This window comes from Acinetobacter sp. 1294243, assembly GCF_000588015.1.
In the GTDB taxonomy this organism is placed as follows: domain Bacteria; phylum Pseudomonadota; class Gammaproteobacteria; order Pseudomonadales; family Moraxellaceae; genus Acinetobacter; species Acinetobacter pittii.
In genome coordinates this window covers 122,482-149,467 of record NZ_JFXG01000004.1, presented here as the reverse complement: position 1 = coordinate 149,467, position 26,986 = coordinate 122,482, and the positions used below count along the sequence as shown (strand labels likewise).

Below are 26,986 nucleotides of genomic sequence, written 5' to 3'. Positions count from 1 at the left end.
GGTGCTTTTAATCGATGAAAAGCCCCCTTTAAAACCCAATTAACAAGAAAAACTAATGAGTCAACTCATACAATTCGTTTAATTTGCTAATTAACTTATTAAAAATCAGTTATTAAAAAATAAATATGTCATTTTTTAAGATAATAGTTCTTTTATTCTAAACAATTAAATGATTATAATTATCATTTATACTTTTATTTTTGTTAATTGATTTTATTTTTATGTTAAGAATTTCTATACCATCTCCCCAAATGAAGCGTCTTTTCCCGCTGAGCTTACTCAGTTTAATGATCTTGAATATTCAAGGTGCCTATGCAGAAGATGTGACTGACTCATCAAAAGTAGCGGCCACCATGCCCACCATAAAAATTGAGGCCATGAGTGAGCTCGATCCGATTAAAAGTTATATCGACTATGACAAAGCCAATGTCACACGTAATGGTTTAGATAAAAAAGATATTCCTCAAACCGTTGATACGATTGATGTTCAGAAATATAAAATTTATGGATCAAATGATTTAAGCGTTATGCTGCAAGGCACCCCAGGGGTATCAACCAGTTATGATATGCGCGGTGATGGGATCACGATTCGTGGCTTTGGTGCCGATACAGGTGATATTTACCGTGATGGCATACGTGAAAGCGGACAAGTACGTCGTAGTACAGCAAATATCGAACGTATTGAAATTTTAAAAGGCCCCGCCTCTGTTTTATATGGCCGTAGTGCTGGCGGCGGTGTTGTGAATATGGTGAGTAAGTTCGCCAATTTTAACTCTAAAAGTTCAGTTGGTGCGTATGCTGGTTCATATGATAACTACGGAACAACGGCTGACATCAACCAAGTACTTAATGACAATTTAGCAGTACGTTTAACTGGAGAATATGGCGAGTCAGGCAGCTTCCGCTCTAGTATTGAAAATAAGATTGAAATGTTTTCACCAAGTTTCACTTATAAAAATGACGATGGAACACTCACTTGGACCACACAATATACCTATGACAAATTAGGTCGTGTACCTGATCGCGGACCATCACGTGACATTCTGCCTGCGGAAACTTCGATCAAAATGGGATTTGCTCAAGACGGCGATGATGTTGATGATATTTTGCAAGTGGTCCGCACCGATGTGAATTATCAATATGCGCCTGATTGGAACTTTCACTGGGCAGCAAGTTACCGACAAGCAGAACAAAACTTTGACCACTTTTATTTTGGAACTTATTGTGGTTTAGATGGTAAAAACTCAAAGAATGAGTCTTGTACTAAAAAAGGTTACGTCGACCAAATTTACTACTGGCAACAAACCATCAATAAGACCACCACCAATACCTTTGATATTAAGGGCAAGTTCAAAACAGGCTCGCTTGAACACCAAATTATGGTGGGTACAGACTGGACTTATGAGCAACGAGAGCCACGTCTAGCGAACGCTACCAAAGATGGATCTATTTACGGCTACGTCAATCCGATCACAGGGGAACGAGAGTATAGTCGTGGCAGTGGCCCACTAGTGATGAAACAGCACAACTATAATGAAGGCACAACTTACGGCGTATTTATTCAAGATTTAATTGGTCTAAATGACCAACTTAAACTCATGCTGGGTGTGCGCTACGATTACTTTGACTTTTCAACCACCAACAAGCTGACTAAAGAACACCGTAATGTAAAAGATGGCAGCTTTAGCCCAAATGTTGGTTTAGTGTGGCAACCGCTTCCGGAACATAGCTTTTACGCGTCGTACTCTAAAAGCTTTGCACCATTTGGCGGACAAATGGGTGTTAACCAAGTTACTGGAAGCACCGATGTTACAAAAATGGATAAAGAGCCTCAATATAACGAGCAATATGAAGTTGGGGTAAAAAGCGAATGGTTAGATAATCGTTTAAATACTCAATTTTCTATCTTTGATATTCGTAAAAATAATATCCGCTATAAACCAAATCCTAATGAGCAACCAGAAGTATGGGCAACTGCGGGTCAGCATCAATCTCGTGGTCTTGAATTTAGCTTTATTGGCCGCGTACTTGATAATGTCTTTGTCCGTGGTGGTTATGGCTACACAGATGCAAAAGTGAAAGAAGATAAACAAAAGCCTGAACAAGAAGGTAACTATTTAGCCAACACATCTAAGAATACAGGTAATTTATTTGTTCGTTATTTACCAACCGAGCAGTGGTATACCGAGGTGGGCGTGACCTATGTCGGGTCTTATTATCCAAATCTTAATAATCAAGTAAAAATGGAAGGCTTTAACCGTGTCGATGCAGCGATTGGCTATAGTGCAGACCCATGGAATGTCACACTTGCGGTGAATAATCTAACCAATAAAGAGTATTGGCGTTCAGACAGTATGCCAGGCACACCACGTAATGTGTTATTGCGTTTGAATTATCAGTTTTAAGTAAATATTAAAAAGGCATACCCCTATTTAGAGGTATGCCTTTTTCTTTTTAGATACCGTATTTTTCGCGATAAGCTTGCATGTTTGCAAACGCTTCTTTTTCACCTTTGGGATGACTGAACAAGGATGCAAAGAGAAATTAGGCATGATGCTAGAGTGTAGAAAGTGTGATGAGAAAGATTTCGCAGATTCGCCATTATGTTAAATGAACTATTAAATAAGGCTAAACTCTAGATAGCTCAGCACGGTACTTTTTAAAATTAAAAGTCATATACCAATTGGCATTTGCTGTGATTTCTCACCAACCCTTCAGTTTGTCGTTTAGTTACTTCAACTTCTATCCATGAAAATTTAAATCATCAATACCTGATAATTCTAAAGTTATTGATGATTTAATTAGACCATTTCATAGTCCAAGAATTATGATTACAGCTATTTTTTAAATGGCCACAACAACTGCTTGAAATATCGATTCGATATAGGGGTACGAATGCCCAAACTATCTGCGGAAACTGCTTTTTCTTCGTAGTGAAAAGTGCCAAAAATATGATCCCAAATCACAAAAACCTCGGCAAAATTTTTACTGCCAAAGCCCTGTTTATGGTGCCAACGATGTACTTCAGCAACAGCAAATACATGTTTTAATGGCCCTGCCCGATAGTCTAAGTTGGCGTGTTGAAAACTTAAATGTACCGCAGTAAAGGTTAGCCAACAACCTATCAGCAAGGTTGGTGCCCCTAATATCGTTAACACCAATAAACTAGGTGTTGCTAGTGCAATCGCACTTAATGGATGACGTTTTTCACCATTTAACCAATATAAGCGTTTAGGTTGATGATGAATGGCATGTAATTTCCACAACCAGCGCCGACGATGACTCAGTTTATGCATATACCATAAACCAAAATCGATAATTATCCCCACCAGTAAAAATTGTACCCATATTGGCCATTGAATAGGCCATAATTTAGAAAAAAACTCGAATTTAAGGATAAATTGTAAAATTGTTGCGGTTATTAGAATAAGTGCTACATTAAAAATCGCATGAAAAATGTCAGTGAATGTATCGTCTTGATCATGTAACCATTTTTGCTGATATGGCAAAAAGCGCTCTAACATTGCAACCATAGCGCTAATGGATACAATGCATACTAGTGCGGATGGCCAATAGGGTATTTTTTGATAAGCCATCAATAATACTATTGCTAAGGTGGTAACAGATAAAATCGGATAACTCAAATAACGTATTAAAAAATGACTATACTTTAGCATGATGATGTCCTCTATTTAGATTGATCACTACCATGCAGGATTGTTTGATGTTTAAATTGAATAAAACGGCTATATTTTATTTAAAAAAGTGAATTTACTTAAGACTCAGGCAACAAAATCATCTTGTTTTGAATGTTTTTGACAGCCGAAGGTTGTATGCCAAACATTTGCATACAGGTTCTAGAAAAATGCGCTTGATCGGTAAAGCCACTCTGATACGCTGCTGCAGTTAAATTATTTTCTTCATGTAGATTTTTAAGTGCAATAATCAAGCGTAACCACTTGCGATAACTACGTAATGAAATACCAAAATGGGAATTGAACCAATGTGCTAGACGACTTTCAGATAAGTGATGTAACGCCGCCAGCTCCTGACGTGAAGGAACATAATTATATAATAGATGTTGATAGATATAGCCATTCATTAATTGAGCACGTTCACTAGCTACCATACAATCAAAATAGCACTGTAATTGAGCAAAGGCTTTGGTAATATTATTAGTATGCAAAAAATAAAGCCGCAATTGCTCCAGAAGCGTTGTTGGCAGTATTTGTATCTGAGAAGTTGAGGCAAAAAATTGATGTATAGCCTGCCCTAAATAATAAGTTCCATCCAAATAAATCGAGCAATACTTGCCTTTCTGTAACTGATGAACAGTATTTGCTGGAATGAAAAAACCCATACCCGTATGTAACTGCTCGTATCCAATAATCTGCATAGATTGTAGTGGATCGAGGGGAAAAGTGATCTGATGCGCAAGATGTCGATGTGGTCTGTTATCTCCTGCTTGTCCACAAAAATAACCGTAACCCAAACCAATAGCCATCTGACCTTGCCAATGTGATAGCTGCTCTTTTTTTATCATGTTTAGATTTTACAAGATTAACGCTAAAATTGAATGCTTTATAAAGATATTTAAATAATTCAGTTATATTAGTATTGAGATAGAATATATAAAATTTAATCCTCTAATAAATGAAAAAGGAAGCCATCGCTTCCTTTTTTCAATTCAATATAGACTTAGATACCATATTTTTCACGATACGCTTGCATATTTGCTAGCGCTTCTTTTTCACCTTTCGCTTCCAAATAATCCATTAAATCTTTCATGGTAATGAGTGCGTGTACAGGAATTTCTAATTCTTTTTGAACTTCCTGAATTGCGGAAAGTTCACCTTGACCACGTTCTTGACGATCTAGCGCAACCAACACACCCGCAATAGTTGCACCAGCATTTTTCAAAATTGTTACCACTTCGCGAATCGCTGTACCTGCGGTAATTACGTCGTCAATAATCCAGACTTTTTTACCTTCAACCGCAGCACCAACTAATACACCGCCTTCACCATGATCTTTTGCTTCTTTACGGTTAAAGCCCCATGGCACACTTTTGTTATGGACTTGAGACAAAGCAACAGCAGTCGCTGCTACAAAAGGAATACCTTTGTAAGCTGGTCCAAAAATCACATCAACATTTTCACATTGTGTTAATTTATCAGCATAGCCTTGCGCTAAAAGAGATAAAGCTTCACCATCGTTGAGTAGGCCTGCATTAAAAAAATAAGGACTCACGCGTCCAGATTTTAAAGTAAACTCACCAAATTTAAGCACACCGCGTGATAATGCGAGTTCGATAAATGCTTGCGGGTGAAATGACACAGGCGTTGTCATGAGGTGCTCCAAATTCACAATTGAGGTTAAATTTTCGCATGATACCAAAGGATCAGTATCCAAGTGATGTAAAAATTCTTCGAGTCGTTTCCATTAACGTAAATGGCTTACGTTCTTCAGTAACGAAAGGCTTACTTGAATGGTTAGAACAATCAGATGCCGATGTCGTATGCATGCAGGAAAGCCGCATTACCCATGAACAATGGACTGAAAAATTTAGACCCGAAGGATGGCATACCCATCTCTTTCCAGCAGAGCGTGCAGGTTACGCGGGGACTGCAATATATAGCCGCCTACCCTTCGTCTCAGTTAAAGATGGTTTAGGGTTTGAACTGGCTGACAGTCAAGGCCGCTTTATTTCCGCGGAATTCGATTTAGGTTTGTCACATCCGGTACATATTGCATCATTATACTTACCTTCGGGCTCAAGTGGTGAAGAAGCGCAAGCACGTAAAGATTTATTTTTAGGTGAATACGCAAAAATCTTGAAACAATGGCGTGATGAAAACAAGTCAGTCATCATTTGTGGTGACTACAACATTGTTCATAAACGTATTGATATCAAAAACTGGTCAGGTAACCAGAAATCATCTGGTTGTTTACCACATGAGCGCGCATGGCTTGACCATATTTACGATGAACTTGGCTATGTGGATACCTTCCGTGTAGTTCGCGAAGAAGCAGAACTTTATTCATGGTGGTCAAATCGCGGTCAAGCTCGTGCAAAAAATGTAGGGTGGCGTATTGACTACCATGCATGCTCACCAGACTGGAAAGCACGTACAATTAACGCATGGGTTTATAAAGATCAATGGTTTAGCGACCATGCACCCGTTATTATCGACTATAAAATTCAAGAATAAGTGAACACTCGTTCACTTACATTGTCGTTTTCGCTTACAGCATATGTCGTTTTTGAGTATTTTTCTTACACAGCTTTAACGGCATTATAGCCCCACGGCACAGGGAAGCAGTCAGGATGACGCAAAAGGATAGGACGCCGTAGGAAGATAAAATAAACTTATGATAAGTTTATTTGCAAGGATGTGACATTGGACGTTGAAATGAGACCCGCATGATCAGGATGATTAAATGCGGGTTTTCTCTTTTCTGTCTCTTATTTTGCGCTAAGTTCTTTTAGTTTTAACTTCTTCTTATTAAGCTCATTATTACCTTATCTTATGACAATAACATGACATTTCTCTTTCGATTAATCATTAATTTTCATTTGTTTTAAAAGTATCGGTATAAAGTAGTGCTTAAAAGCATTTTGGGTTAGGCTGTGTGCTCTCTCTTTTTGACATGGTCCGATAAAATGTTAAAAATTTATGGAATTAAAAACTGTAACTCAATGAAAAAAGCATTTGATGCCTTACAGGCTAAAGGGCTTAACTATGATTTTCATGATTATAAAAAACAAGGCATTGATGCAGATACTTTAAAAATCTGGTTAAAAGAAATTGGAAAAGATACCGTTCTCAACAAAAAAGGAACGACTTGGCGCAAGCTTTCAGAAGAAGAACAAAATCGTGCTCTAAGCAGTGAAGATCACCTGATTGAAGCACTCATTGCTCAACCAAGTTTGATTAAAAGACCTGTTTTAAAAACTTCACAGGGTTTTATTGTGGGTTTTGATGAAACCGCCTATCAAAATATTCAAGCCTAAAAAAACGAGCCATTTGGCTCGTTTTTTTATTAAAACTTTTAGTTCGCGCGAATCCACGTTTGGTTACGACCAAGTGCAGAAACGCCAATATAACCACGTAATTTAAGCTTTTTGCCGCCATCGGTTAACTCACCTTTCAGTTTGTAAGTTTTACCTGATTTTGGGTCTAAAATCGTACCGTTTTCATAACTGTTACCACCTACATTTTTTAAATTATGTACAATGGTGACACCTTTAAGCGGTTTGTTTTTGTAAGGACCTTCACATTTTGTACAAGTGTTTTCTTCACCTGGTGTCAAAATGCTCTGAATGGTTGCAGTTAAGGTTCCGTCCTTCTGTTCCGTAAATTTCACTACGGCTTTTGGCTTGTTGGTCTGATCATCAATCGTTTTCCATACCGTTCCATTGAGTGAATCAGCCGCATTGGCAAATGCAGCCATACCAATGAGTCCTAAAGCTAAAGCAATCTTTTTCATTTTTGTAATATCCTTGGGTCTTTCAAGATTTTCAGTATTCAGAAGTCGCAAAGATATTGCAATTTTTGAATGTGACTGTTTCGTGTAACCTTGTAATCTTGCAAAATAAAATTTACAAGAAAACAAGAAACTAGCATAAAAATGGATGCTATATGAATATATCAAATGTTTGGAAATATTATTTTACAAAAACTTTTCTTAAAACAACAATTCGCAAGCCAAGCCAGCTAAATTTGCCGGCTACTGCCTTACGCCCTGTGCTGGATCAGATGTGTCGTGCTTTCCCACGACAAAAAAATGTATCCGTGCGCCCGATTCGACTAGCAGGCGTTAAAGGTGAAGAAATCAAGCCGCAAGATTCTGCGACTCAACTAATTTTTCACATTCACGGCGGTGCTTTTTTCCTTGGTAGTGTCAAAACACATCATGCTTTTATGACGGATTTAGCTGCCCGTACTCAAATGCAGATTATTCATGTGGATTATCCTCTTGCACCAGAGCATCCCTACCCTGAGGCAACCGAAGCTCTATACGACATCTATCAGTCTTTAGTGGTCCAAGGCATCCAACCGAAAGATATTATTTTATCGGGTGACTCATGCGGGGCAAATTTAGCGCTAGCACTTTGCTTGCGTTTAAAAGAACAACCCGAACTCATGCCGAGTGGCCTAATTTTATTGTCTCCATTTTTGGATTTAACACTCACGAGTGAGTCTCTTCGGTTTAACAAAAAGCATGATGCCTTATTATCTATTGAATCCTTACAAACAGGTACTCAGTACTATATAGGCAATCATATCGCAGCCGATGACCCACGTGTTTCCCCTATTTTCGACGATTTACATGGTCTTCCACCAACTTTGGTTCAAGTGGGTTCTAAAGAAATATTATTAGACGATGCCAAGCGTTTTAGAGAAAAAGCTGAAGATGCTGGTGTTAACGTTCAATTCAAACTTTATACGGGCATGTGGCATAACTTCCAGATGTTTAATGCTTGGTTTGATGAAGCTAAACAAGCATTGGCAGATATTGCTGAATTTGCTCATGAGCTTGATAAAACTTAATTTACTGATAAATGATGTGAATAGTCCCAAAACTTTTCACATCATTTTCTTTATAAAAGACATCATGTATAAATTGAAAATCATGTTATGTTTAAAATATAAATTATTTAAACAATCCAATTTTAGGATGGTCTAACAAAGAGGCATCTATATTTAGGAGCCCTTACTTACTATGAAAAATCGTTTAATCACTCATCCAATACATAGAACAAAACAGGTGATAATCGATTTCATCCACAATAATCACATTATCAACTGGACTCCATTACAAAAAAGTGCACTGATGCTCACACTTGCCTGTGCAATGAACTTCAGTTGGATTTTATGGAAAGGCTATATTTTAATTACGCCAAGCGTTTGGCAATGGGCAAATCTGCCTTTAGTTGAATCACAAATCTTGCTCAATTTATTTACTTTATTTTTATTAGGCGCTTTGATAATCCCCTGTTATCGCTACAAAAATGATGAATGGGCTCAAAAAGTTATTCCTTTGATTAGTGTACAGTTCTTTGCACTCATGCTATGCCACGATGGATATTTAATTGGCAGTATCAGTCCAGCCACTATGGTCGGTTATGTAGGTACCATCGGTGTGGGTTTGGTGTTATTCGAGCGAAAAATTGTTTATAGCGCCCTTATACCTGCGACGATTATTTTAACAATATGTACGTATCTAAGCATGAAAGGTGTTTTGCCTTATGCGCCATTATTTAATCTTATTGCTATGCAACGAGCCCAAACTAATCCGTTTTGGTTAGGAAGTATGGCTTTTTTTATTATGCCTATTTTATTGGCCTGTTTTATTTTATTTGAAATATTACTCACCCAATGGCGTCAGCGAGAAACTTATATTCAACGTCTAAGCCAAATCGACCCTTTAACCAATGTATTAAATAGACGTAGTTTAAACACACATTTAGAGTCGCTACACCAACAACAATTTGATTATGCAGTGGTACTTCTTGATATCGATCATTTTAAAAAAATTAATGATATATACGGACATCACCAAGGGGATCAGGTCTTAATTGAAATTGCGCAGTGCCTTTCTGATAATTTGCGCAGTGAGGACATTATTGGTCGATTTGGTGGAGAAGAATTTATTTTATTACTCCCCCACACCGATATTATTCAAGCTGAAAAAATTGCTGAGCGTTGTCGCTGTGCTTTACAAGAATTACCTGTCTGTAGTGCCCAAAATAATCCTATTCATATTAGTGCAAGTTTTGGAATAAGCAGTTCAGCTTTTGCAAAGGACCCTTATCTTGTTATTCGACAGGCTGACCAAGCTCTCTATGCGGTAAAAGCTTCAGGCCGTAATCAGGTACGCACATTTCATCAGACCGAAACTATCAATACCTTATGATTCTTTGAGCTTTGCCAAACTCGCGAGTTGTTGCAAAAGTTCTTGCTGACTAAAAGCACCCGTTAATCGTAAAGCACGAATCTCTTTTTGCTCTGGGCTTAAGAATAAATAGGTCGGTGGTCCTAAAATATTCCATTGTTTGAGTAGTGCTTCATGCGACTGGTCATAATGGCTCAAATCAAGCTTAATTAAATAATATGGCGCAAGAGCAGATTGAACCTCGGGTGCTTTTAAAATACGGTGTTCAATCGGTTGGCAGGCAACACACCAGTCTGCATAGACATCAACCACAATAGCTCGATCAACAGGTGCTGCCGCTAAAATTTTCTCAAAGTCTGCTGCACTAGTCGCAATATGCCACTCGGCCATATGATTAGAACTTTGCAAGGTTCGATTTTGAATATGTTGATATTGGTTATAGGCTACAAAAGGTGTAACGATTAATAATAAAATCGCGTAGAGCCATTGTAGTTGCCCTTTTTTCCAGAAAAACTGATAAACAGCATAGCCTATAAAAGCAAGGCCTAATACGAGGCTAAGCACTTGCATGCCCAAATCTGGCAGCAAAGGACGAATAAAATAAAGACTTAATCCCAACATCAGAAAAGCAAAAATTACTTTAATCTGATGCATCCAGTCGCCCGCTTTAGGCAAGAATTTTGCCCCTAAAATACTTGCGAGTAACAATGGAATTCCCATTCCAAAGCCTAGGCAGAATAAAAGCAAAGCACCTTGCCACTGATTTTGCGTTTGAGAAATAAATAATAAAGTTCCAGCGAGAGGTGCGGTCATACAAGGACCCACCAAAAGCGCAGAAACGACACCCATAACCCCAGCACCGACCAAAGTACCGCCTTGTTGCATTGACTGAATACGGTCAAGTCGGTTTAACCATGTCTGAGGTAAACGAAGCTCAAACAAACCAAATAAGTTCAGAGCAAAAACAATAAACAGCAAACTAAAAGCAATTAAAGTTGCTGGCTGTTGTAACCAGCGTTGGAAATTTAAGCCTGCCGAAGAAGCAATTAAACCCAAGCCTGCATAAACTAATGCCATGCTACATACAAAAGTAAGCGCAATGGTCCAAGCCTTTAAACCTTTATGTTCGCGAATGATCAGTGAAGTTAAAATAGGAAGCATCGGTAAAGAACATGGTGTAAATGCGAGCAACATGCCTAAACCTAAAAATAATAAAACTCCATACCAAAGCGAGTGTTCAATTAATTTAGCTGACCAGATCTGATCTTGTGCAATTTGAGGTGTAGTTGTATCAGCTGCTGTCTCTGTACTCTGCTCTTTTTCTAAAGATTCTGAACTCGAGGAAGTGTCGGATTGTGTATTCGCTAAATCTAGTAATCGTTTTGGCGCTGTTCCTGCTTGGTTTTGTACACCCACCAAGCCATCTGCATCGGTTTGAAACTCAATGGTCTGGGGTGGATAACAAATACGGTCTTTGGCACAGCCCTGCCAAGTCACACTATAGTGCTCTGAAGGCTTAGTCTTAATTTGGAAATTAACTTGATGGTAGTAAACCTGACTTTGCCCATAATTTTCATCATATTGGGCAACCGCTTTAGGTAACTTTAAAGTTAAAGGTTGAGTACCTTGTTGTACAGAAAATTTATGCTGATAAAGATAGTAATTTGGCTGAATCTGCCAAGACAAACTCGCAGTATGCGGCTCAGAAGATTCAACCGAAAATGAAAAAGCTTGTTCGGGTGAGAGTAGCTTATCTTGCGCAGAAACCAACTGGCTAAACACACAAACAGCAACTGCTAGAAAATAAAGAATTCCCTGATGAATAAGCTTTTTCATTAACATAAATTTAAATTGCTTCGATTAGAACAAGAATGCCACGCCTAAGCCACCGTTGTAGCTCTTGTCTTGACCCTCTAAATCAACCCCGATACTTGCATCGAGCTGGGTACGATCATTTACGGCGTAGACTAAACCTGTCCCTAAACCATATTCGTAGTCTTGGCTTTCAGCTTTACGGTAAATGAACTCAGAATAACCTGACAACTTACCTGCGATTTTATAATCAATCGTCGGGATTGCAGTTACTGCCCAGTTACTATTTTGTACTTCGTAGCGCATGGTAATTGATGTGCCGACTAAGTCATTATATTTATAAGCGACTGCTGAACTTAAGCTATAAATATCGTCATGTGCAGTAAATTCATCATTTCCAGTGGCAATGATCGCTTCAGCTAACACAGCCATTGATAAGTTTTCATCGTTTAGATCAATTGCTTTTTTCAAACCGATGCTGACATCACCAAAGCCTGACGTGTCATGTTTTTTACCAGCACGTTTAGTTTGAGTCCATGCTGGACCTTGCCAACCTAATTGTAATTCCAAGCCGTCGGCTAAACCGGTACGGAATAACATATCTTCATTTACAGTTACGGTTTTTTCTTTGACGCCATCAACCGTTGACTCTGTATAAGTTGCACTTGGCAAACCTTGTTCCCAAGCCAATTTACCAACTGGAGTAATCCCTGTTCCAAAGCCAGCACCTGGACGGTCAAAAGAGAACTCTGCAGCAAAAGTACTTCCTGCGGCAACAGTGGTCAAAGCAAAAGTTAAAATTTGAAATGTTCTCATTCTATTATCCAATCAAGTAGTTAGTTCTTTTGACATTTTTGCCCCATGTTGGCGCAATAACTCTAATGTTTCACGCTCTTCTTGAAGCGCTTCTGACCAATCTATTTCATCAAAGTCACAATCAAAGAACAACTGACTGATTGAAGATAAAATAGTGAGTCCTTCTTCATCACGTGTATTTGGATCAACTTTTTCATTTAATAAACGTTGAACGGCTGGCGCACATGCCGAGCTTGCTGCATCCCATAAAGGACCATAAAACTCTTCTGCATCCCAAAGGTGTACATTCGCTTTGGCTTGAATCAACGCTTCGAGTATATCGAGGTAAACCTGTAATGATTGTTGTTTTTCTTCTTTTGATAGTGGTGTACCCGCTTCATAAGCTTCTGATACATCTTCCCACCATTTAAAAATTCCATCACAAATGATTGATACAGGTGGTCCTTGTTCCGGATCAATAAAGTTCGGATCAAGTCCTTCAGCAAGTAATTTTTGCACTTGCGCGAGTTCTAATTCTTCTATGGCTTTAATTAAAGCTTGCTGCTGGGTGGTTAACATGACCATCTCTCAAAAATATATTAGGGCTATTATGCCTAATCTCTTCTGAAGATTTTAGAGGTTGATTGCATCGCATTGCAAACCTAATGTTGTGAATAGTTTTATTTTCATTAAATATAAAAAAAGCCCCGAAGGGCTTTTTAGCATTTTAAATTAAACTTCATCATCAATGAATTCTGGTTGACCACCTCTCGGGTGTTCTTTTTTCTCAAAAGTATGTTCAAGGCTACGTTTTAATTTTTCAATCGCGCCATGAATCGAGGCGTCAATATTTCCTGCTTTATGATGTACTGCAACTGGTTTCAAACCTGAAGGACGCGCTTCAATCATACAGTGGATATCTTTGTCACCACCTTTGTCCCCATTTTCATCACTAAAATGAACCGAAAAATGCGTAATACGTTCGCTATGACGTTGGAATTCTTGAGTAAGTTCTGCACGTACATAAGTAATTAAACGTTCGCTGTTATGGATGTTTTTATCTGTGCGGATTTCAATATTCATAAATACCATCCTCTCTTTCTTACTGTGGATCTTTTCTATGCAAAACTTTTTTATGTTGGCATGTTTTAAGCATGCATGAACTGACTTCAATTGTACATTTTGATGGTGTAATGGTTTGTTATCTCCTGACTTAAACGTACTGCTTTTAATTTATTTTGAAGATCTTCATACCTTCAATATCAGTCCATCTATAAAAATATGCAAGCTGATTTTTTAAATTTTTATGAAAAATTGAACAAAAGGAGAGCAATCGTGTCCAAATCTTATCTATCTGGAGCAGAGCTTATTGAGCAAATCCAGAAGTCTCCTTATTCACGTGATTTAATCGGATATCACGGGCAACCTCCACAAGTTAAATGGCCTAATAATGCCAAGGTTGCTGTACAATTTGTTCTTAATTATGAAGAAGGTGGCGAAAAACATATAGAGCATGGCGATGATGGCTCAGAACAGTTTTTATCAGAGATTATTGGTGCCGCAAGTTACCCAGCTAAACATATGTCGATGGACTCTATGTACGAATATGGTTCACGTGCTGGTTTTTGGCGCATTCATAGTGAATTCCAAAAGCGCAAACTTCCAATGACCATTTTTGGGGTTGCAATGGCACTTGCCCGCAACCCTTATATTGTAGAAGCGATCAAACAAGCTGATTACGATGTGGTTTCACATGGCTACCGCTGGCTTCACTATCAAGATACCGAAATTGAAGTCGAAAAACAGCATATGGAGCAGGCTTTAACTGTCTTAGAAAACCTTTTTGAAAATAAAGTGATAGGTTGGTACACCGGACGTGACAGCCCCAATACACGTCAGTTACTCGCTGAGTTTCCACAAATACAATATGACTCAGATTATTATGGTGATGACCTGCCTTTTTGGACAACGCTTACCAATGCTGAGGGTGCATCACGCCCTCATCTGATTATTCCTTATACTTTGGAATGTAACGACATGAAGTTCTGTTCACCAGGCGGCTTTAATAGCTCAGAACAGTTTTTTCAATATTTGAAAGATAGTTTCGATGTGTTGTATGCAGAGGGAGAAACTGCACCAAAAATGATGTCGATTGGAATGCATTGCCGCATTTTAGGGCGTCCGGGCCGTTTTAAAGCACTACAGAAATTTCTCGACTATATCCAAATGCACGATCGGGTCTGGATATGTCGTCGTCAGGATATTGCTGAACATTGGTATAAAAATCACATAAGTAAATAATTGATTTTTAATTTTCAAAATCCTTAAACGAATTAAAACTCGCTATTGGCACTGTTATTGCTAAAACTCTATATCAAGACAACGAGTTTAGGAATAACAGTGTTTTTAGCCGAGTTTAATCAAGCCCCACCAGAACAACTCAAGACTTTGTTAAAAAACTGTGTCCACATTCAAGCATGGGCCGAAAAAATCATCTCAAATCGTCCCTATTCAACAAAAGCATCTCTTTTGGAATATGCAGAACAGTTAAGTCAAATGTGGTCATGGCAAGAGATACTGGCAGCATTAGCAACCCATCCAAAAATTGGTGAACGCCAAGCTAAAAAACAACTCAATGCAAAAGAGCAAGATTTTTCATCTAAAGAACAAGCTGGCATTTCTTTAGATGAACTAACACAACAAGCTCTGCTACAAGGCAACATGGATTATGAACAAAAATTTGGCTTTATTTTTTTAATTAAAGCGGCAGGCCTCAGTAGCGATGAAATTTTAAAAAAGCTACATGAACGACTACAAAACGACTTGGCTATCGAAAAAACAATTGTACATGAGCAACTCGCAGCGATTGCTCTATTACGTCTATCTCAGGAAATACAAGCATGATCAGCACTCATATTTTAGATACGAATTTAGGTAAACCAGCTGCAGACGTAGAAGTGAAGTTGTTTCATGCAGCAACCCATGAGCTGATAGCGACAGCAACCACTAATCAAGATGGTCGAGTGAGTGATTTTGGAATAACAGACTTTGCAGAAGGTGCTTATCAGCTTGAATTTGAAATTGCTCCTTATTTTTCATCGCAGCAAGTCAAAACTTTTTTCCCGCGTGTTTGTATCCAATTTTTTATAGAAGACATCAATCAGCATTACCACATTCCATTACTGATCAGTCCGTTTGCTTACTCCACTTATCGCGGTAGCTAACTCAATTATAAATAGGAGAAAAATATGAATCATCAGCAAAAAAATGTGATTTCTCCAGAGCATGAATATTTAGGAATTTCCAAAAGTTTTGCTTACGGCTTACAGCATGTGCTGACCATGTATGGTGGCATTGTAGCCCCGCCCTTGATTATTGGAACGGCAGCTGGCTTAAGCTCAGCACAAATCGGAATGTTAATTGCAGCGGCCCTATTTGTAGGTGGATTGGCAACCCTGATCCAAACAATCGGAACCAAATATTTAGGCGCAAAATTACCTCTGGTACAGGGTGTATCTTTTGCGGGTGTGGCCACCATGGTCGCCATTATCACTACAGGCGGTGGTTTACCTGCTGTCTACGGCGCGGTCATTGCAGCCTCTTTAATTGGGCTATGCCTTGCACCTTACTTTTCAAAAATTATTCGTTTTTTCCCACCTGTTGTGACGGGATGCGTTATCACGATTATTGGTCTATCTTTGTTACCCGTTGCGATTCGCTGGATGATGGGCGGCAACAACAAAGCGCCTGACTGGGGTAGCGTAGAAAATATCTCTTTGGCCCTACTGACCTTAGGCATTGTGATTGTTCTAAATATGCTGCCGCAAGCAAGCATTCGACGTTTATCAATTTTGTTGGCTATTGTGGCTGGGACTACCCTCGCCTACTTCATGGGTTTTGGTGATTTTAGTCAGGTGAGTTCAGGCGCATGGCTCCAATTTCCACACTTATTTGCATTTGGTTTACCGACTTTCGAGCTAAGTGCAATTTTATCGATGCTAATCGTTACCTTAGTGATTATGACGGAAACCACAGCCGATATTATTGCTGTCGGAGACATTGTAGGAACTGAAGTCGATTCAAAACGTATCGCCAATGGTGTTCGTGCAGATATGTTCTCAAGTGCTTTTGCGCCTATCTTTGGTTCGTTCATGCAAAGCGCTTTTGCCCAAAATGTTGGGTTAGTTGCAATTACGGGCATCAAAAGCCGATTTGTAGTCGCAGCAGGTGGTGTCATTCTGATTATTTTAGGTCTACTACCTATTATGGGTCGTTTGATTGCAGCGATTCCAATGCCCGTACTTGGTGGTGCAGGTTTGGTCTTGTTTGGGTCGGTTGCAGCGAGTGGAATTCGCACTTTGGCAAAAATAGATTATAACGATCAGAAAAATTTAATTATTGTCGCGACCGCTTTATCAGCTGGGATGATCCCAATTATTAACCATGAGTTTTATGCTCATTTCCCAGTTTGGGTACAAACTTTGTTCCATTCGGGCATTAGTTCAACTTGTATCTTTGCTATCTTGTTGAATTTATTATTTAATCATTTACCTTCATTTCGTAGCTCGCGCACCCCACATTTAAGCCAAACAATAAACACAAGAAATACTCATTAAAGATTTAGTTTTTAGCGCCCCACTTCGGTGGGCTTTTTTTTAACCGTTGATCAAATTTGGCTTCATTTTTGCTTAAGACCCTGTATCCTTAGCGTGCTTTATTTGGGGGGAGATCATTTAAATGCAATTAAAGCAACTTGCGGCGACTTGTGCCTTGTTATCTGCAACTGCCATGGTTCAGGCGAAACCAATCTGGCAAGATTTTAGTGTGACTGGACTTTATGGTGAAAACTATGAAGTTGTAGATGACAAAGAAACCACGATTACTTTGGAATATGCAGCAAAAGTTAAATACGCTGATGTGTTTTTCTTTATGGACCGCATGCGTGGTGAAAATGACCACAAGAGTACTTACTTTGAGTTATCACCACGACTAAGTTTAGGCGAAGTGTCTGGTAAAAAATTGTCGTATGGCCCAATCAAAGATGTACTCATTAGTACTACTTGGGAAGGTAACAGTGAAGACGGCAACAACTTCGACAACTTCCTTTATGGTTTTGCAGTTGATTTAGATATCCCATATTTCCAATATGCAAATTTAAACTTCTACCGTGCAAACAATGAGAACACTGACGACGATTATCAAATGACATTCGTTTATGGTATTCCATTTAAACTCGCATCTGAAGATTTCTTGGTAGATGGTTTTCTTGACTGGTCAACTGCTGAAGGCGACCATGCGAGTGAGCTAAACTGGACAACTCAGTGGAAATGGAATGTGGGTAAACACATTTCTCCTGATACACGCCTATACCTAGGTATCGAGCACTCAGTGTGGAATAACAAATTTGGTATTAAAGGTGCCGACGAAAATAACGTTAGTGCATTGGTTAAATACCACTTCTAAAATCCAAATTTAGAAGATAAACAGCAAGGAAAATTCCTTGCTGTTTTTGTTTTAATCAAGTGGATTACCCACAATATTGCTAATAATTCCCTGCATAATATGTCCACCTTGTTCACGGCGTAATTCTTCATACCATGCTTGTGTAACAGCTTCATCTTTCATATGTGTCACATCACAACGTTTGCGTGCGCGAAGCACCAACTCATTGGCACGTTCATTGCGCTTGTTTTGATAGCGACGTAAAGCATCTTCTAGCCCCAAAGTATTAATTTGCAGAGAACGCGCTAAATAAATCGCGTCTTCCATGGCTTGGCAACCGCCTTGCCCAATATCAGGTGTCGTGCTGTGTGCAGCATCACCCAAAATCACCACGCGACCTTTATAAAATTGAGTGAACGGTTCAATATCATGTATTTCTACCCGATTGGTCTTTTGCGGGTCTAAGCGTTCAATAAGCTGCTGTACGGGTTGGCACCAATCAACAAAATATTGTTTTAAAAGTTTTTTATATTCATCTCGATTATTATCTAACCCTGCTGGTAAAGGCACATCTAAAAAGAAATAGAACTTTCCATCTGCAACTGGCATTAAAGAAGCTCGCTTGCCTTCGCCCACATAAGTCGTCCATTGCTGGGCTGGCGCTAAATCTTCAGATATTTCAACTAGGCCATTCCAGTTCACATATCCCGCATAACGGCGCTGCACTTGCTGACCGAGCACATAAGTCCGTGTCATTGAATGAGTACCGTCAGCCCCAATTAATAGATCGGCCTGCGTTGAGCTACCATCTGCAAAATGAACTTCTACATAATCAGCTTTGTCTTCAAGGCTGACCATTTTTTTGCCTAAATAAATCTGATTACGACCAAATTCATCCATCAACATATTTTGTAAATCAGCACGTGCAACCGGATAAGGTCGTTGGCCCACTTCTTCAATTAATGGCAGTAAACTGAATTGTGTCATCACATCTCCAGTTAGACCATCCACATAGGCCAAATCATCCATTTGTCCACCAAGTTTGGCGATTTTTTCAGTTAATCCCAGATAGTTCAGACATTTCACACCATTCGACCACAGCGAAATTGCCGCGCCGACAGGAAGAATTTTTTCAGTTTGCTCAAAAATGCGAACTTGGTGACCAAATTTCTTTAATGCAATGCCTGTGGTTAGACCTCCCATTCCTGCACCAATAATCACCACATTCATAACACTCTCCTATAGATATTCACCTATAGGGTGCTTATGCTAAAAACATGCCATCGTTCAAAATTTATTTAGCTTTTCCACAAAACTGGCATGCACCATGCTTATATATTTATGTATAAAACTCGACTTGGCACGCTCCGTGTTAGCGCAGTTTTAAATGAAAAATCATGTTTTTAACAAGAAATACGGATACCCCATTATGGCAACATTCCACGCTCCAGCTTTTGAACTTCCTGAGATTTTGAATACTAAAACCAATTTGGCAGATGCCCGAATTGGTGCACAAGTCATTGAGTGTTCAGATGATTTCTTTGCAGAAGCAAAGCGTATGCTGCAATTTGATGCACCTATTTTTGTTGAAGATAAATTTGATGACAACGGCAAATGGATGGATGGATGGGAGACACGCCGTAAGCGTCACGCAGGTTATGATTGGTGTATCGTGAAGCTTGGTGTAAGCGGAAAAATCACTGCTCTTGATATTGATACCAGCTTTTTTACAGGAAATTATCCTGCATCTGCAACATTAGAAGCATGTTATGCACCAAATGGGGACCTGACAGGGGCAAAATGGGAGAATGTTTTAGGAAATACTGAACTAGGCCCGAGCCAGCATCATATTTTTATGATCAATAATGATGCACTTTTCACTCATATACGCCTTAATATTTTCCCAGATGGTGGTATTGCCCGTTTACGTGTCTATGGTGATGTTCATATTCAAGTGACTGATAGCGAAAAAACTCTCGATTTATTGGCTCTCGAAAATGGGGGCCGTATAGTTGCCTATAGTGATGCTCATTTTGGACACCCGCGTAATTTGATTAACCCAGGCCGCGGAGTCAATATGGGTGATGGATGGGAAACCAAACGCCGCCGTGCACCGGGTTATGACTGGTGTATTCTTGCGTTGGGTAAAAGCGGAAAAATTGAAAAGCTTGAAATTGATACAGCTCATTTTAAAGGGAACTTTCCTGCTCAAGTATCTATTCAGGCGGTTTACCTCGAAAATGCAACCGATGCACAGTTAATTCCTCAAAGTATGTTTTGGTCTTACTTACTAGAAGCCCAACCTATGCAAATGGATCATATTCATGAATATGTGAATGAGATTTTACAACATGAAAAAATCTCGCATATTCGTATTAACATGATTCCAGATGGTGGTATTAGCCGTGTCCGTTTATGGGGGAAAATTGCCAAGTCATGATCATGAAGAATGTTCAAATTCAGCCCTTAACTATTGAAAACTTTCAGCCCTTTGGAGAAGTCATCTGTTGTGACGGGCATGACTTTTTTCATATTAATCATGCCCACACCGAGCGCTACCATGCGCTCGTTGAAACTGAAATTGAAGGGGAAGCAAAGGCAGGAATTAGTATTTTCCGTAATATTAAAGCCAGTGTGCTGCCTTTAGAGATTTCAATGTTAGAGCGCCATCCAAAAGGCTCTCAAGCATTTATTCCACTACAGCAACAAAAGTTTTTAATTATCGTGGCACCCGCTTTGGACGAAAATACTCCTGATATTTCAAAACTATGTGCTTTTGTTTCGGATGGCAAGCAAAGTATCAATTATCGGGCAGGCACATGGCATCATCCTTTACTTACCTTCGAGGCACCAAGTGATTTTGCAGTAGTGGATCGAATTGGTAACGGCGCAAATTGTGATATTTTTCAATTTCCAGAAGCTATAAAAATTACTGTCTAAATTAAAATAGACAGATCTGTCTATTTTAATTTAATGGTAGAAATCGTTGTGGTGATTTCCAACAATTTAGATTTACATAAAAAAATCCCCGCCAATTGAGCGGGGATTTTTTACGCCTTTTTAGACAGTGATATCAGCTAAGTTCCCCTTCTGCTCAAGCCACTGCTTACGATCTGCCGAACGTTTTTTCGCAAGTAACTTGTCGAGTAAACCTGCTGTTAGATGGACATCATCAAGATCTAATTGAACCAAGCGGCGTGTATTAGGATCCATCGTGGTTTCACGTAATTGAATCGCGTTCATCTCACCCAATCCCTTGAATCGGGTAATTTGCGGATTACGATTACCTTTAATATTTTTCAAAATAGTTTCAAGTTCATCATCATCAAGCGCGTAATGAACATCTTTACCAATGTCGATACGGAACAATGGTGGCATTGCCACATACAAATGTCCTTCTTCAACCAATGCTGGGAAGTGTTTAACGAATAAAGCACAAAGCAAAGTCGCAATGTGTAAACCGTCCGAGTCGGCATCGGCCAAAATACAGATTTTACCGTAACGTAGTTCAGATAAATCATCACTGCCCGGATCTACACCAATCGCAATCGCAATGTCGTGGACCTCTTGAGAAGCCAATACTTCATCTGAAGAAACTTCCCACGTATTTAAGATTTTTCCACGAATCGGCATGATGGCCTGAAAGTTTTTATCGCGCGCTTGCTTTGCACTACCACCTGCTGAGTCACCCTCGACAATAAATAACTCACTGTCCTCACGTGTTTGGCCAACACAGTCTGCCAACTTACCCGGCAATGCAGGGCCGGAAACAATTTTTTTACGCTCGACTTTCTTTGCTGCTTTTAAACGACGACCTGCTTTAGAAATCGCCATTTCTGCCAGCTGCATGGCAATTTCAGCATGTTGATTTAGCCAGAGCGCGAAAGCATCTTTAGCAATATTTAAAACAATATTTGATGCTTCACGACTCGAAAGACGCTCTTTGGTTTGACCTGAAAACTGTGGTTCTTGGAACTTGAGCGACAAGATATAGTTCACGCCATCCCAAACATCTTCTGCCGAAAGTTTAAGGTTTCGTGGTAGCAAATTACGCAATTCACAGAACTCGCGCAATGCCTCGGTAACCCCAGAGCGCAAACCGTTCACATGAGTACCGCCTTGTGCAGTCGGAATTAAGTTGACGTAACTTTCTTGAACCTGTTCACCACCTTCCACATTCCAACAAATCGCAAATTCACATGCCGCTCGGTCTGCCTGACCGCTGCTCACAAATGCAGGGTTTGGCAAAATTTCGCGGTCTTGCAATTCATCCATCAAATAATCGACGAGGCCATTTTCAAACTGCCATTCGATTTTTTCATCATTAATTTGATCGATATAAGTAATTTTTAACCCAGCCGCTAAAACAGCTTTGGCTTTTAAATTGTGTTTGAGTGCTTTTAACGCAAATTTTGGACTATCAAAATATTTAGCTTCTGGCCAAAAATGTACGGTTGTACCTGTCGCACGTTTTGGTGCTTTACCCTCAAGAACAGCTAAAGGTGCTACTGGTTCACCTTGCTCAAAGGCCATCTGGTATAGGTTACCCTGACGTTGAACTTCGACCTCAACCCGTGTTGATAAAGCGTTTACAACTGAAATCCCCACACCATGCAAACCACCTGAAAACTGATAGTTATCGGTGCTGAATTTACCACCGGCATGGAGCTTGGTCAGAATGATTTCGATACCACTTTGTCCATATTCAGGATGAATATCGACTGGCATACCACGGCCATTATCTTCAACCGACAACGAACCATCTTTATAAACCGTGACACATATTTTGTCGGCATGACCAGCTAATGCTTCATCAACAGCATTATCAATAACTTCTTGGGCTAAATGGTTAGGTCGAGTCGTATCGGTATACATCCCTGGACGACGACGAACAGGGTCTAAACCAGAAAGAACTTCAAGCGATTGAGCCGTATATTGTGTCACGTTGTACGTTTTCCTTATTTGATGGTGTGCGCAAAGAATTCGATCACTAACGGTAATTTTTCTTCAAAATCTTCCATAGCATGATTGCCATGAGCATCCGTCAAAATCAATGAGGATGGCGTTGCAGCACTATAATAGCGTTGTGCTTGACGATAATCCAAAATTTCGTCGCCTTGTTGCAATAAGACGAGTATTTTGTCGGCATTTTCAGGTTGTTTCAGTTCCAGTTGTTGTAACTGCCGTAACTGAAAATGGTCAATTGACCATTGATCATTCACCACATAGGGCATACTTTCAACTTGAAATAACTCATCAAACAGTTTCCATGGTTGCATAGCAGGGTTAATCAGTACAGCTGGAACATTATATTTCGCGACAAAATATGTCGCAAAAAATCCGCCAAGGCTACTACCAACTAAAGCCACGTCTTGTAACGATTCAATAAGCGCTGAAACTTGCTCAACCACTAGATCAGGAGATCTGTTTAAATCTGGCAAATGCACATTTATGCCCAATTCGCTACAATACTGCTTAAGGCTCAGCCCTTTAATTGAAAGAGAGCTACTATTAAAGCCATGGAGGTAGATAATATTCATATATTTTCCCTCTAAATTGAGAATAAACTCACATTTTTGTTCTCAGTTTGTATATAAAAACACTATTGTCAGACAAGAAAAACCACTCAACTAACCATTCATCAGTATTTTAAAAACATGTGTTATTTAAACTACTAAGATGGAAACGTTAGCTGCCGTTGATAAAAAGTACAGCTTAAAACGTCGGTTATAACGTATATGGGGAAAAGATATGCCGAGCTTAACACCACTACATGAAACTTATTGTAAATGGGATCGTACGCCACCTAGTCAGGCAGACGTATTAGAAGGTTTAGCTCAACTGTTCAGCACCAGCTTAAATGGTGTACATGAATTAATTCAAGTTATTAATATTGAAGTATTAAAAAATGCTTTTGGTGTGAGTACACAAAATGCTAAAAACTTTCAAAAACGACCATTTGTGCAAAAGGCATATCAGTTTTCTTATGGCGCTTTACAAAAATATGGGAGTTGTTTTTTAGCGCCAAGCTTACGTCACATTATTGAAAAATATCCTACACTTCACGAAAAACCACTCACCCCAAGCCTACATTTTTTAGTCGGCATTTTGAATGGGATTTTTGGGGATTATCTACTTAAACAGCATAGCCCCCTCGCCTTACCCATGGTGCTATACGATCACTACGGTGCAATACAACAAGGGGAACTTGCAGGCCGTATTGTGATTTTAGCTCATGGTTTGTGTATGAACCATCTGACTTGGTCAAATGCACACTATGGCGGCATTGGTGAGCGCCTGTTAGCGCAGCGTGACCATAACACCATGCTGTATTTAAATTACAATACAGGTCGACGTATTTCAGCCAATGGACGCAGTTTTTCGAATTTATTAGAAGACTTGGTACAACGTAATCCAAGAATTACCAGCATTGATATCATTGGCCATAGTATGGGCGGACTGGTTTCCCGTAGTGCCTTGTTTTATGGCAAACAAAATATGTATCAATGGATCCATATGGTCGAGAATCTAGTCTGTATTGGCTCTCCACATCATGGGGCAGTTTTAGAGCGCTTTGGCTTTACCATACAAGATAAACTTGGGGCTTTCCCTTTTGTCGGCTTACTCGGTCAACTGGTTAATATTCGGAGTAATGGTATTTTAGACCTACGCCACGGCAGCGTTCGTGATGATGATTGGGAACATATGGATGCTCGTATTGGTATGATGGATGATAACCGCGCCCCTGCTCCGCTACCTTCCCATATCAACACCTTTTTAGTGGCAGGGGCCTTAGAATTTGAAAAGATGCGCAATAAAGCGTTGACCGTAATTGGCGACTACTTAGTGAGTGTAAAAAGCGCGCTAGGCGAACACCCTAACCCACGTTTTCAGCTTAAAGTTCCAGACTCACATAAAGCCGTGTTTTATGGTTTAAATCACTTTGAAATTCAGTATCACTCGAGTGTTGCCGAACAGATTACTCGCTGGTTATATCCTCATGTGAATGATTATGTTCAAGAGGGTATTCAAACCCATATTATTGATATGCCGAACTATAAGCTCGAAGATTTAGAAGGAATTGTAGAGACGTAAAAAAAGCCCAACTTATGTTGGGCTTTTTTATAGAATCTAAAATATTTTAAAAAGAGCTCTATAACTATTGTTTATCTTTAAAAAATAAGTTGTCTTTACTATCTAAAACTTCATCAGAATAAAGATAGTATTTTCCTTTCTTAAAGATCACTTTTCCTAACTTTTCACCACTTTGAACTTTAAAGAAATATAGCTCGTTATTTTTCTCTTTCACTTTGCATATATAAGATTTATCAACCTGAAAGCCAGCAATAGAATACTCACACTTTTTGGGTGTTAGTGTTAAAATAAATTCTATTGTCGCAACATTTCCACCTGGTATTTCTTCTGAACTATAATAATGATAAGTACCATTCCACTTATCTGTATTTGCAAATGTGTTAACCGAAAAAGCCAGCAATAATAAACAAAATTTATTCATTTAATTAATTTTTTCTATATTTATTTCTTAAATCCAACAAACCTTTACTATATATTTTTTCATTTTCAGTACATGAGGCTTGCAAGTTCATATCTAGATAAGTATAACGATGTAACAATTTTTCTTCATTATTATACCCTCCCAAAATATTAAAATGTGCCCCTTCATTTGAAAAACATTCCATTATAATATTAGGAATTCCATCCCCTATCAAATCAACTCCTCTAATTCTATTATTTTTATATAGAATCTGATCCTTATTTAATTCAAAACCATAACCACGGACTAACTCCTTACTTCTTTTATTAATATTATAAAAATAATTAGGCTCATCTGTAACAAAAGCTAATTCTGAAACACAATCACTACTATCTTTTTTCAATATTGGGTTTACAATATCATATTTAGATTTTTCGTCCTCTTTATAGATAATTATGATATCTTTATTAAGAGGCTTTTCACTAACTATACAACCTTCATTAGAATCCAATAATAAATAAATTTTATTGTCTAAACTCTTCTTTATTTTTCTAATTTTTTCAGTAGATTCAATGGATTGATTATTATTTACTTTCTTTATTTCAAAAGAATTTGCATAAGCTCCTTCAATTACATATTGAATAGTAGATAAGCTAAAACCTACTAAACATACAAAAACTAATTTTTTATAAATCACTGTTATTTTCTCGCATCATTAATGAAATTAATATTTATAACCATTCATAACTTTACTATATGAATTTTGTCAAATTTCAACCTTCCAAGCTTTATTGGCAGCTACTTTTCCATTTTTTATATTTAAAATGATATTATAAGCTGCTGCACCACCATTATTAAAAGTATTTAAAATAAAAATATTATTATTTAAGTAATATATTTTAAAATCAGCAAGCTCGTTCTTATCACCATCTATACCATTTTTAGGGAAAAAATATTGCTCGACCTCAGTTCTACTGATTTCTATTCTGTTATCTCTTTCTCTAACAATAATTTTATCAAGTTGTAAAAAATTATTGTCAGGTAGACTACCATCAGTACCAAAGAATAGCTTACCATTAAAATACTTATACTCTCCTTTATAAAATTTAGGATCTAAAATAGCATTTTTTGCATATACTTCTACTATTAGTTTTTTATCACTAAAAACAACCTTTTCTATAGAATATTGAGATAACTTCATAGTAGTGTAACCAGTAAAATTATTTATTCTATTTTTATAAACAAATCCAGACACACCATTGCTTGCATTAACTAAACAAAAATTATTCGCTCCTTCATCCATCACACAAGAAATAATTTCATTATTATTTAATTTGAACATAATTTTAGAATTTAAACTTGAACTTTCTCGTACATTAACGTATCCATCCTTATCTTGAATAAAACCAAAGTCAGTATATGAAGCTCCTACAGGACCAATCATAAAACAGTAAAAATTACAAACTTAAGTTTTCCTTCATTTAGGATAAGTTCCATTTTGAATTTTAATAAAATAGTAATATTATTTTTTAGATAATATTA

At 38.4% G+C, this 26,986-nt stretch carries 26 protein-coding genes and 1 pseudogene; 13 read left to right on the top strand and 14 right to left on the bottom strand.

The genetic code is table 11. The annotated features are described in order from the left end of the window. The first annotated feature begins 221 nt into the window (after window positions 1-221). Window positions 222-2,405 (top strand): TonB-dependent receptor, encoded by a 2,184-nt coding sequence (locus J655_RS11425; RefSeq protein WP_032006598.1) that lies wholly within the window; start codon window positions 222-224, stop codon window positions 2,403-2,405. 432 nt (window positions 2,406-2,837) lie between these two features. Here J655_RS11425 and J655_RS11420 read toward each other — a convergent pair whose 3' ends face one another. From J655_RS11420 to pyrE, 3 genes are all read right to left on the bottom strand, one after another. Further along, entirely contained in the window at window positions 2,838-3,677 is an 840-nt protein-coding gene (locus J655_RS11420) for a sterol desaturase family protein (RefSeq protein WP_017481817.1), read from the bottom strand. 98 nt (window positions 3,678-3,775) lie between these two features. Continuing rightward, window positions 3,776-4,543 (bottom strand): helix-turn-helix domain-containing protein, encoded by a 768-nt coding sequence (locus tag J655_RS11415; RefSeq protein ID WP_017481818.1) that lies wholly within the window; start codon window positions 4,541-4,543, stop codon window positions 3,776-3,778. 155 nt (window positions 4,544-4,698) lie between these two features. Continuing rightward, complete coding sequence (pyrE, locus tag J655_RS11410) at window positions 4,699-5,349, bottom strand: orotate phosphoribosyltransferase (RefSeq protein ID WP_000211305.1); 651 nt, start codon at window positions 5,347-5,349, stop codon at window positions 4,699-4,701. A 38-nt stretch (window positions 5,350-5,387) separates the two neighbouring features. Here pyrE and J655_RS11405 point away from each other — a divergent pair, with 38 nt between their 5' ends. Beyond that, entirely contained in the window at window positions 5,388-6,212 is an 825-nt protein-coding gene (locus tag J655_RS11405; protein WP_017481819.1) for an exodeoxyribonuclease III, read from the top strand. Between the two features lie 452 nt (window positions 6,213-6,664). Then, a complete protein-coding gene (locus J655_RS11400; protein WP_002121996.1) occupies window positions 6,665-7,015 on the top strand; it encodes an arsenate reductase in 351 nt (116 codons plus the stop codon). Window positions 7,016-7,053: 38 nt separating this feature from the next. On the opposite strand, the gene J655_RS11395 is transcribed toward J655_RS11400, so the two are convergent. Beyond that, the gene (locus J655_RS11395) at window positions 7,054-7,491 is read right to left on the bottom strand and encodes a DUF2147 domain-containing protein (protein ID WP_032052385.1); all 438 of its coding nucleotides are present in this window, start codon (window positions 7,489-7,491) and stop codon (window positions 7,054-7,056) included. A gap of 152 nt (window positions 7,492-7,643) precedes the next feature. Here J655_RS11395 and J655_RS11390 point away from each other — a divergent pair, with 152 nt between their 5' ends. Together J655_RS11390 and J655_RS11385 are read left to right on the top strand one after the other, a co-directional pair. Continuing rightward, a complete protein-coding gene (locus J655_RS11390; protein ID WP_032052384.1) occupies window positions 7,644-8,555 on the top strand; it encodes an alpha/beta hydrolase in 912 nt (303 codons plus the stop codon). A gap of 172 nt (window positions 8,556-8,727) precedes the next feature. Further along, window positions 8,728-9,921, top strand: coding sequence for a GGDEF domain-containing protein (locus J655_RS11385; RefSeq protein ID WP_032052383.1), 1,194 nt, complete (start codon window positions 8,728-8,730; stop codon window positions 9,919-9,921). On the opposite strand, the gene dsbD is transcribed toward J655_RS11385, so the two are convergent. From dsbD to J655_RS11365, 4 genes are all read right to left on the bottom strand, one after another. Then, window positions 9,916-11,742, bottom strand: coding sequence for a protein-disulfide reductase DsbD (gene dsbD / locus J655_RS11380; protein ID WP_032052382.1), 1,827 nt, complete (start codon window positions 11,740-11,742; stop codon window positions 9,916-9,918). The two genes, J655_RS11385 and dsbD, sit on opposite strands and share 6 nt — an antisense overlap. Window positions 11,743-11,760: 18 nt before the next feature. Continuing rightward, on the bottom strand, window positions 11,761-12,528 hold the full coding sequence (locus tag J655_RS11375; RefSeq protein WP_014207941.1) for a transporter: 768 nt from the start codon (window positions 12,526-12,528) through the stop codon (window positions 11,761-11,763). A 12-nt stretch (window positions 12,529-12,540) separates the two neighbouring features. Beyond that, the gene (locus J655_RS11370) at window positions 12,541-13,086 is read right to left on the bottom strand and encodes an ankyrin repeat domain-containing protein (RefSeq protein WP_005066773.1); all 546 of its coding nucleotides are present in this window, start codon (window positions 13,084-13,086) and stop codon (window positions 12,541-12,543) included. A 153-nt stretch (window positions 13,087-13,239) separates the two neighbouring features. Continuing rightward, a complete protein-coding gene (locus tag J655_RS11365; protein WP_001019316.1) occupies window positions 13,240-13,590 on the bottom strand; it encodes an HPF/RaiA family ribosome-associated protein in 351 nt (116 codons plus the stop codon). Window positions 13,591-13,842: 252 nt separating this feature from the next. Here J655_RS11365 and puuE point away from each other — a divergent pair, with 252 nt between their 5' ends. The 5 genes from puuE to J655_RS11340 all read left to right on the top strand — a co-directional run bounded on the left by puuE (window position 13,843) and on the right by J655_RS11340 (window position 17,970). Then, complete coding sequence (gene puuE, locus J655_RS11360) at window positions 13,843-14,808, top strand: allantoinase PuuE (protein ID WP_019767371.1); 966 nt, start codon at window positions 13,843-13,845, stop codon at window positions 14,806-14,808. Between the two features lie 99 nt (window positions 14,809-14,907). Further along, window positions 14,908-15,411, top strand: a complete 504-nt coding sequence (gene uraD / locus J655_RS11355; protein WP_014207943.1) for a 2-oxo-4-hydroxy-4-carboxy-5-ureidoimidazoline decarboxylase — start codon at window positions 14,908-14,910, stop codon at window positions 15,409-15,411. Next, entirely contained in the window at window positions 15,408-15,731 is a 324-nt protein-coding gene (gene uraH / locus J655_RS11350; RefSeq protein ID WP_005066767.1) for a hydroxyisourate hydrolase, read from the top strand. Before uraD ends, uraH begins: the two co-directional genes overlap by 4 nt. A 24-nt stretch (window positions 15,732-15,755) precedes the next feature. Next, window positions 15,756-17,123, top strand: coding sequence for a nucleobase:cation symporter-2 family protein (locus J655_RS11345; protein WP_019767370.1), 1,368 nt, complete (start codon window positions 15,756-15,758; stop codon window positions 17,121-17,123). Between the two features lie 121 nt (window positions 17,124-17,244). Next, window positions 17,245-17,970: an outer membrane protein OmpK gene (locus tag J655_RS11340; RefSeq protein ID WP_014207944.1), complete on the top strand. Its 726-nt coding sequence runs from the start codon at window positions 17,245-17,247 to the stop codon at window positions 17,968-17,970. A gap of 51 nt (window positions 17,971-18,021) precedes the next feature. On the opposite strand, the gene hpxO is transcribed toward J655_RS11340, so the two are convergent. After that, a complete protein-coding gene (gene hpxO / locus J655_RS11335; RefSeq protein WP_032006669.1) occupies window positions 18,022-19,179 on the bottom strand; it encodes an FAD-dependent urate hydroxylase HpxO in 1,158 nt (385 codons plus the stop codon). 199 nt (window positions 19,180-19,378) lie between these two features. On the opposite strand from hpxO, the gene alc reads away from it, so the two are divergent. Together alc and J655_RS11325 are read left to right on the top strand one after the other, a co-directional pair. Next, the gene (alc, locus tag J655_RS11330; protein WP_019767368.1) at window positions 19,379-20,389 is read left to right on the top strand and encodes an allantoicase; all 1,011 of its coding nucleotides are present in this window, start codon (window positions 19,379-19,381) and stop codon (window positions 20,387-20,389) included. Beyond that, window positions 20,386-20,889: an ureidoglycolate lyase gene (locus tag J655_RS11325; RefSeq protein WP_019767367.1), complete on the top strand. Its 504-nt coding sequence runs from the start codon at window positions 20,386-20,388 to the stop codon at window positions 20,887-20,889. Before alc ends, J655_RS11325 begins: the two co-directional genes overlap by 4 nt. Before the next feature lie 120 nt (window positions 20,890-21,009). Here the strand turns inward: J655_RS11325 and parE are convergent, their stop codons facing one another. Further along, the gene (parE, locus tag J655_RS11320; RefSeq protein ID WP_005804402.1) at window positions 21,010-22,893 is read right to left on the bottom strand and encodes a DNA topoisomerase IV subunit B; all 1,884 of its coding nucleotides are present in this window, start codon (window positions 22,891-22,893) and stop codon (window positions 21,010-21,012) included. A gap of 14 nt (window positions 22,894-22,907) precedes the next feature. Next, on the bottom strand, window positions 22,908-23,489 hold the full coding sequence (locus J655_RS11315) for a YqiA/YcfP family alpha/beta fold hydrolase (protein ID WP_019767366.1): 582 nt from the start codon (window positions 23,487-23,489) through the stop codon (window positions 22,908-22,910). A gap of 211 nt (window positions 23,490-23,700) precedes the next feature. Here J655_RS11315 and J655_RS11310 point away from each other — a divergent pair, with 211 nt between their 5' ends. After that, complete coding sequence (locus tag J655_RS11310) at window positions 23,701-25,044, top strand: hypothetical protein (RefSeq protein ID WP_032052381.1); 1,344 nt, start codon at window positions 23,701-23,703, stop codon at window positions 25,042-25,044. 64 nt (window positions 25,045-25,108) lie between these two features. Here the strand turns inward: J655_RS11310 and J655_RS11305 are convergent, their stop codons facing one another. From J655_RS11305 to J655_RS11300, 3 genes and pseudogenes are all read right to left on the bottom strand, one after another. Continuing rightward, window positions 25,109-25,465, bottom strand: coding sequence for a DUF5991 domain-containing protein (locus J655_RS11305; protein WP_019767364.1), 357 nt, complete (start codon window positions 25,463-25,465; stop codon window positions 25,109-25,111). 4 nt (window positions 25,466-25,469) lie between these two features. Continuing rightward, the gene (locus J655_RS24515; RefSeq protein WP_081311957.1) at window positions 25,470-26,141 is read right to left on the bottom strand and encodes a hypothetical protein; all 672 of its coding nucleotides are present in this window, start codon (window positions 26,139-26,141) and stop codon (window positions 25,470-25,472) included. Between the two features lie 69 nt (window positions 26,142-26,210). Then, a pseudogene (locus J655_RS11300) lies at window positions 26,211-26,941 on the bottom strand (SH3 domain-containing protein). Window positions 26,942-26,986 lie beyond the last annotated feature (45 nt).

Coding starts and splice junctions, on each gene's coding strand:
- J655_RS11340 (WP_014207944.1), top strand. CDS start 17,245: ATGCAATTAAAGCAACTTGCGGCGACTTGTGCCTTGTTATCTGCAACT.
- J655_RS11425 (WP_032006598.1), top strand. CDS start 222: ATGTTAAGAATTTCTATACCATCTCCCCAAATGAAGCGTCTTTTCCCG.
- pyrE (WP_000211305.1), bottom strand. CDS start 5,349: ATGACAACGCCTGTGTCATTTCACCCGCAAGCATTTATCGAACTCGCA.
- J655_RS11325 (WP_019767367.1), top strand. CDS start 20,386: ATGATCATGAAGAATGTTCAAATTCAGCCCTTAACTATTGAAAACTTT.
- J655_RS11370 (WP_005066773.1), bottom strand. CDS start 13,086: ATGTTAACCACCCAGCAGCAAGCTTTAATTAAAGCCATAGAAGAATTA.
- J655_RS11315 (WP_019767366.1), bottom strand. CDS start 23,489: ATGAATATTATCTACCTCCATGGCTTTAATAGTAGCTCTCTTTCAATT.
- J655_RS11415 (WP_017481818.1), bottom strand. CDS start 4,543: ATGATAAAAAAAGAGCAGCTATCACATTGGCAAGGTCAGATGGCTATT.
- J655_RS11390 (WP_032052384.1), top strand. CDS start 7,644: ATGAATATATCAAATGTTTGGAAATATTATTTTACAAAAACTTTTCTT.
- J655_RS11405 (WP_017481819.1), top strand. CDS start 5,388: ATGATACCAAAGGATCAGTATCCAAGTGATGTAAAAATTCTTCGAGTC.
- dsbD (WP_032052382.1), bottom strand. CDS start 11,742: ATGTTAATGAAAAAGCTTATTCATCAGGGAATTCTTTATTTTCTAGCA.
- J655_RS11375 (WP_014207941.1), bottom strand. CDS start 12,528: ATGAGAACATTTCAAATTTTAACTTTTGCTTTGACCACTGTTGCCGCA.
- hpxO (WP_032006669.1), bottom strand. CDS start 19,179: ATGAATGTGGTGATTATTGGTGCAGGAATGGGAGGTCTAACCACAGGC.
- J655_RS11310 (WP_032052381.1), top strand. CDS start 23,701: ATGCCGAGCTTAACACCACTACATGAAACTTATTGTAAATGGGATCGT.
- alc (WP_019767368.1), top strand. CDS start 19,379: ATGGCAACATTCCACGCTCCAGCTTTTGAACTTCCTGAGATTTTGAAT.
- J655_RS11345 (WP_019767370.1), top strand. CDS start 15,756: ATGAATCATCAGCAAAAAAATGTGATTTCTCCAGAGCATGAATATTTA.
- J655_RS11400 (WP_002121996.1), top strand. CDS start 6,665: ATGTTAAAAATTTATGGAATTAAAAACTGTAACTCAATGAAAAAAGCA.
- J655_RS11365 (WP_001019316.1), bottom strand. CDS start 13,590: ATGAATATTGAAATCCGCACAGATAAAAACATCCATAACAGCGAACGT.
- uraH (WP_005066767.1), top strand. CDS start 15,408: ATGATCAGCACTCATATTTTAGATACGAATTTAGGTAAACCAGCTGCA.
- J655_RS11420 (WP_017481817.1), bottom strand. CDS start 3,677: ATGCTAAAGTATAGTCATTTTTTAATACGTTATTTGAGTTATCCGATT.
- J655_RS11395 (WP_032052385.1), bottom strand. CDS start 7,491: ATGAAAAAGATTGCTTTAGCTTTAGGACTCATTGGTATGGCTGCATTT.
- J655_RS11385 (WP_032052383.1), top strand. CDS start 8,728: ATGAAAAATCGTTTAATCACTCATCCAATACATAGAACAAAACAGGTG.
- J655_RS11305 (WP_019767364.1), bottom strand. CDS start 25,465: ATGAATAAATTTTGTTTATTATTGCTGGCTTTTTCGGTTAACACATTT.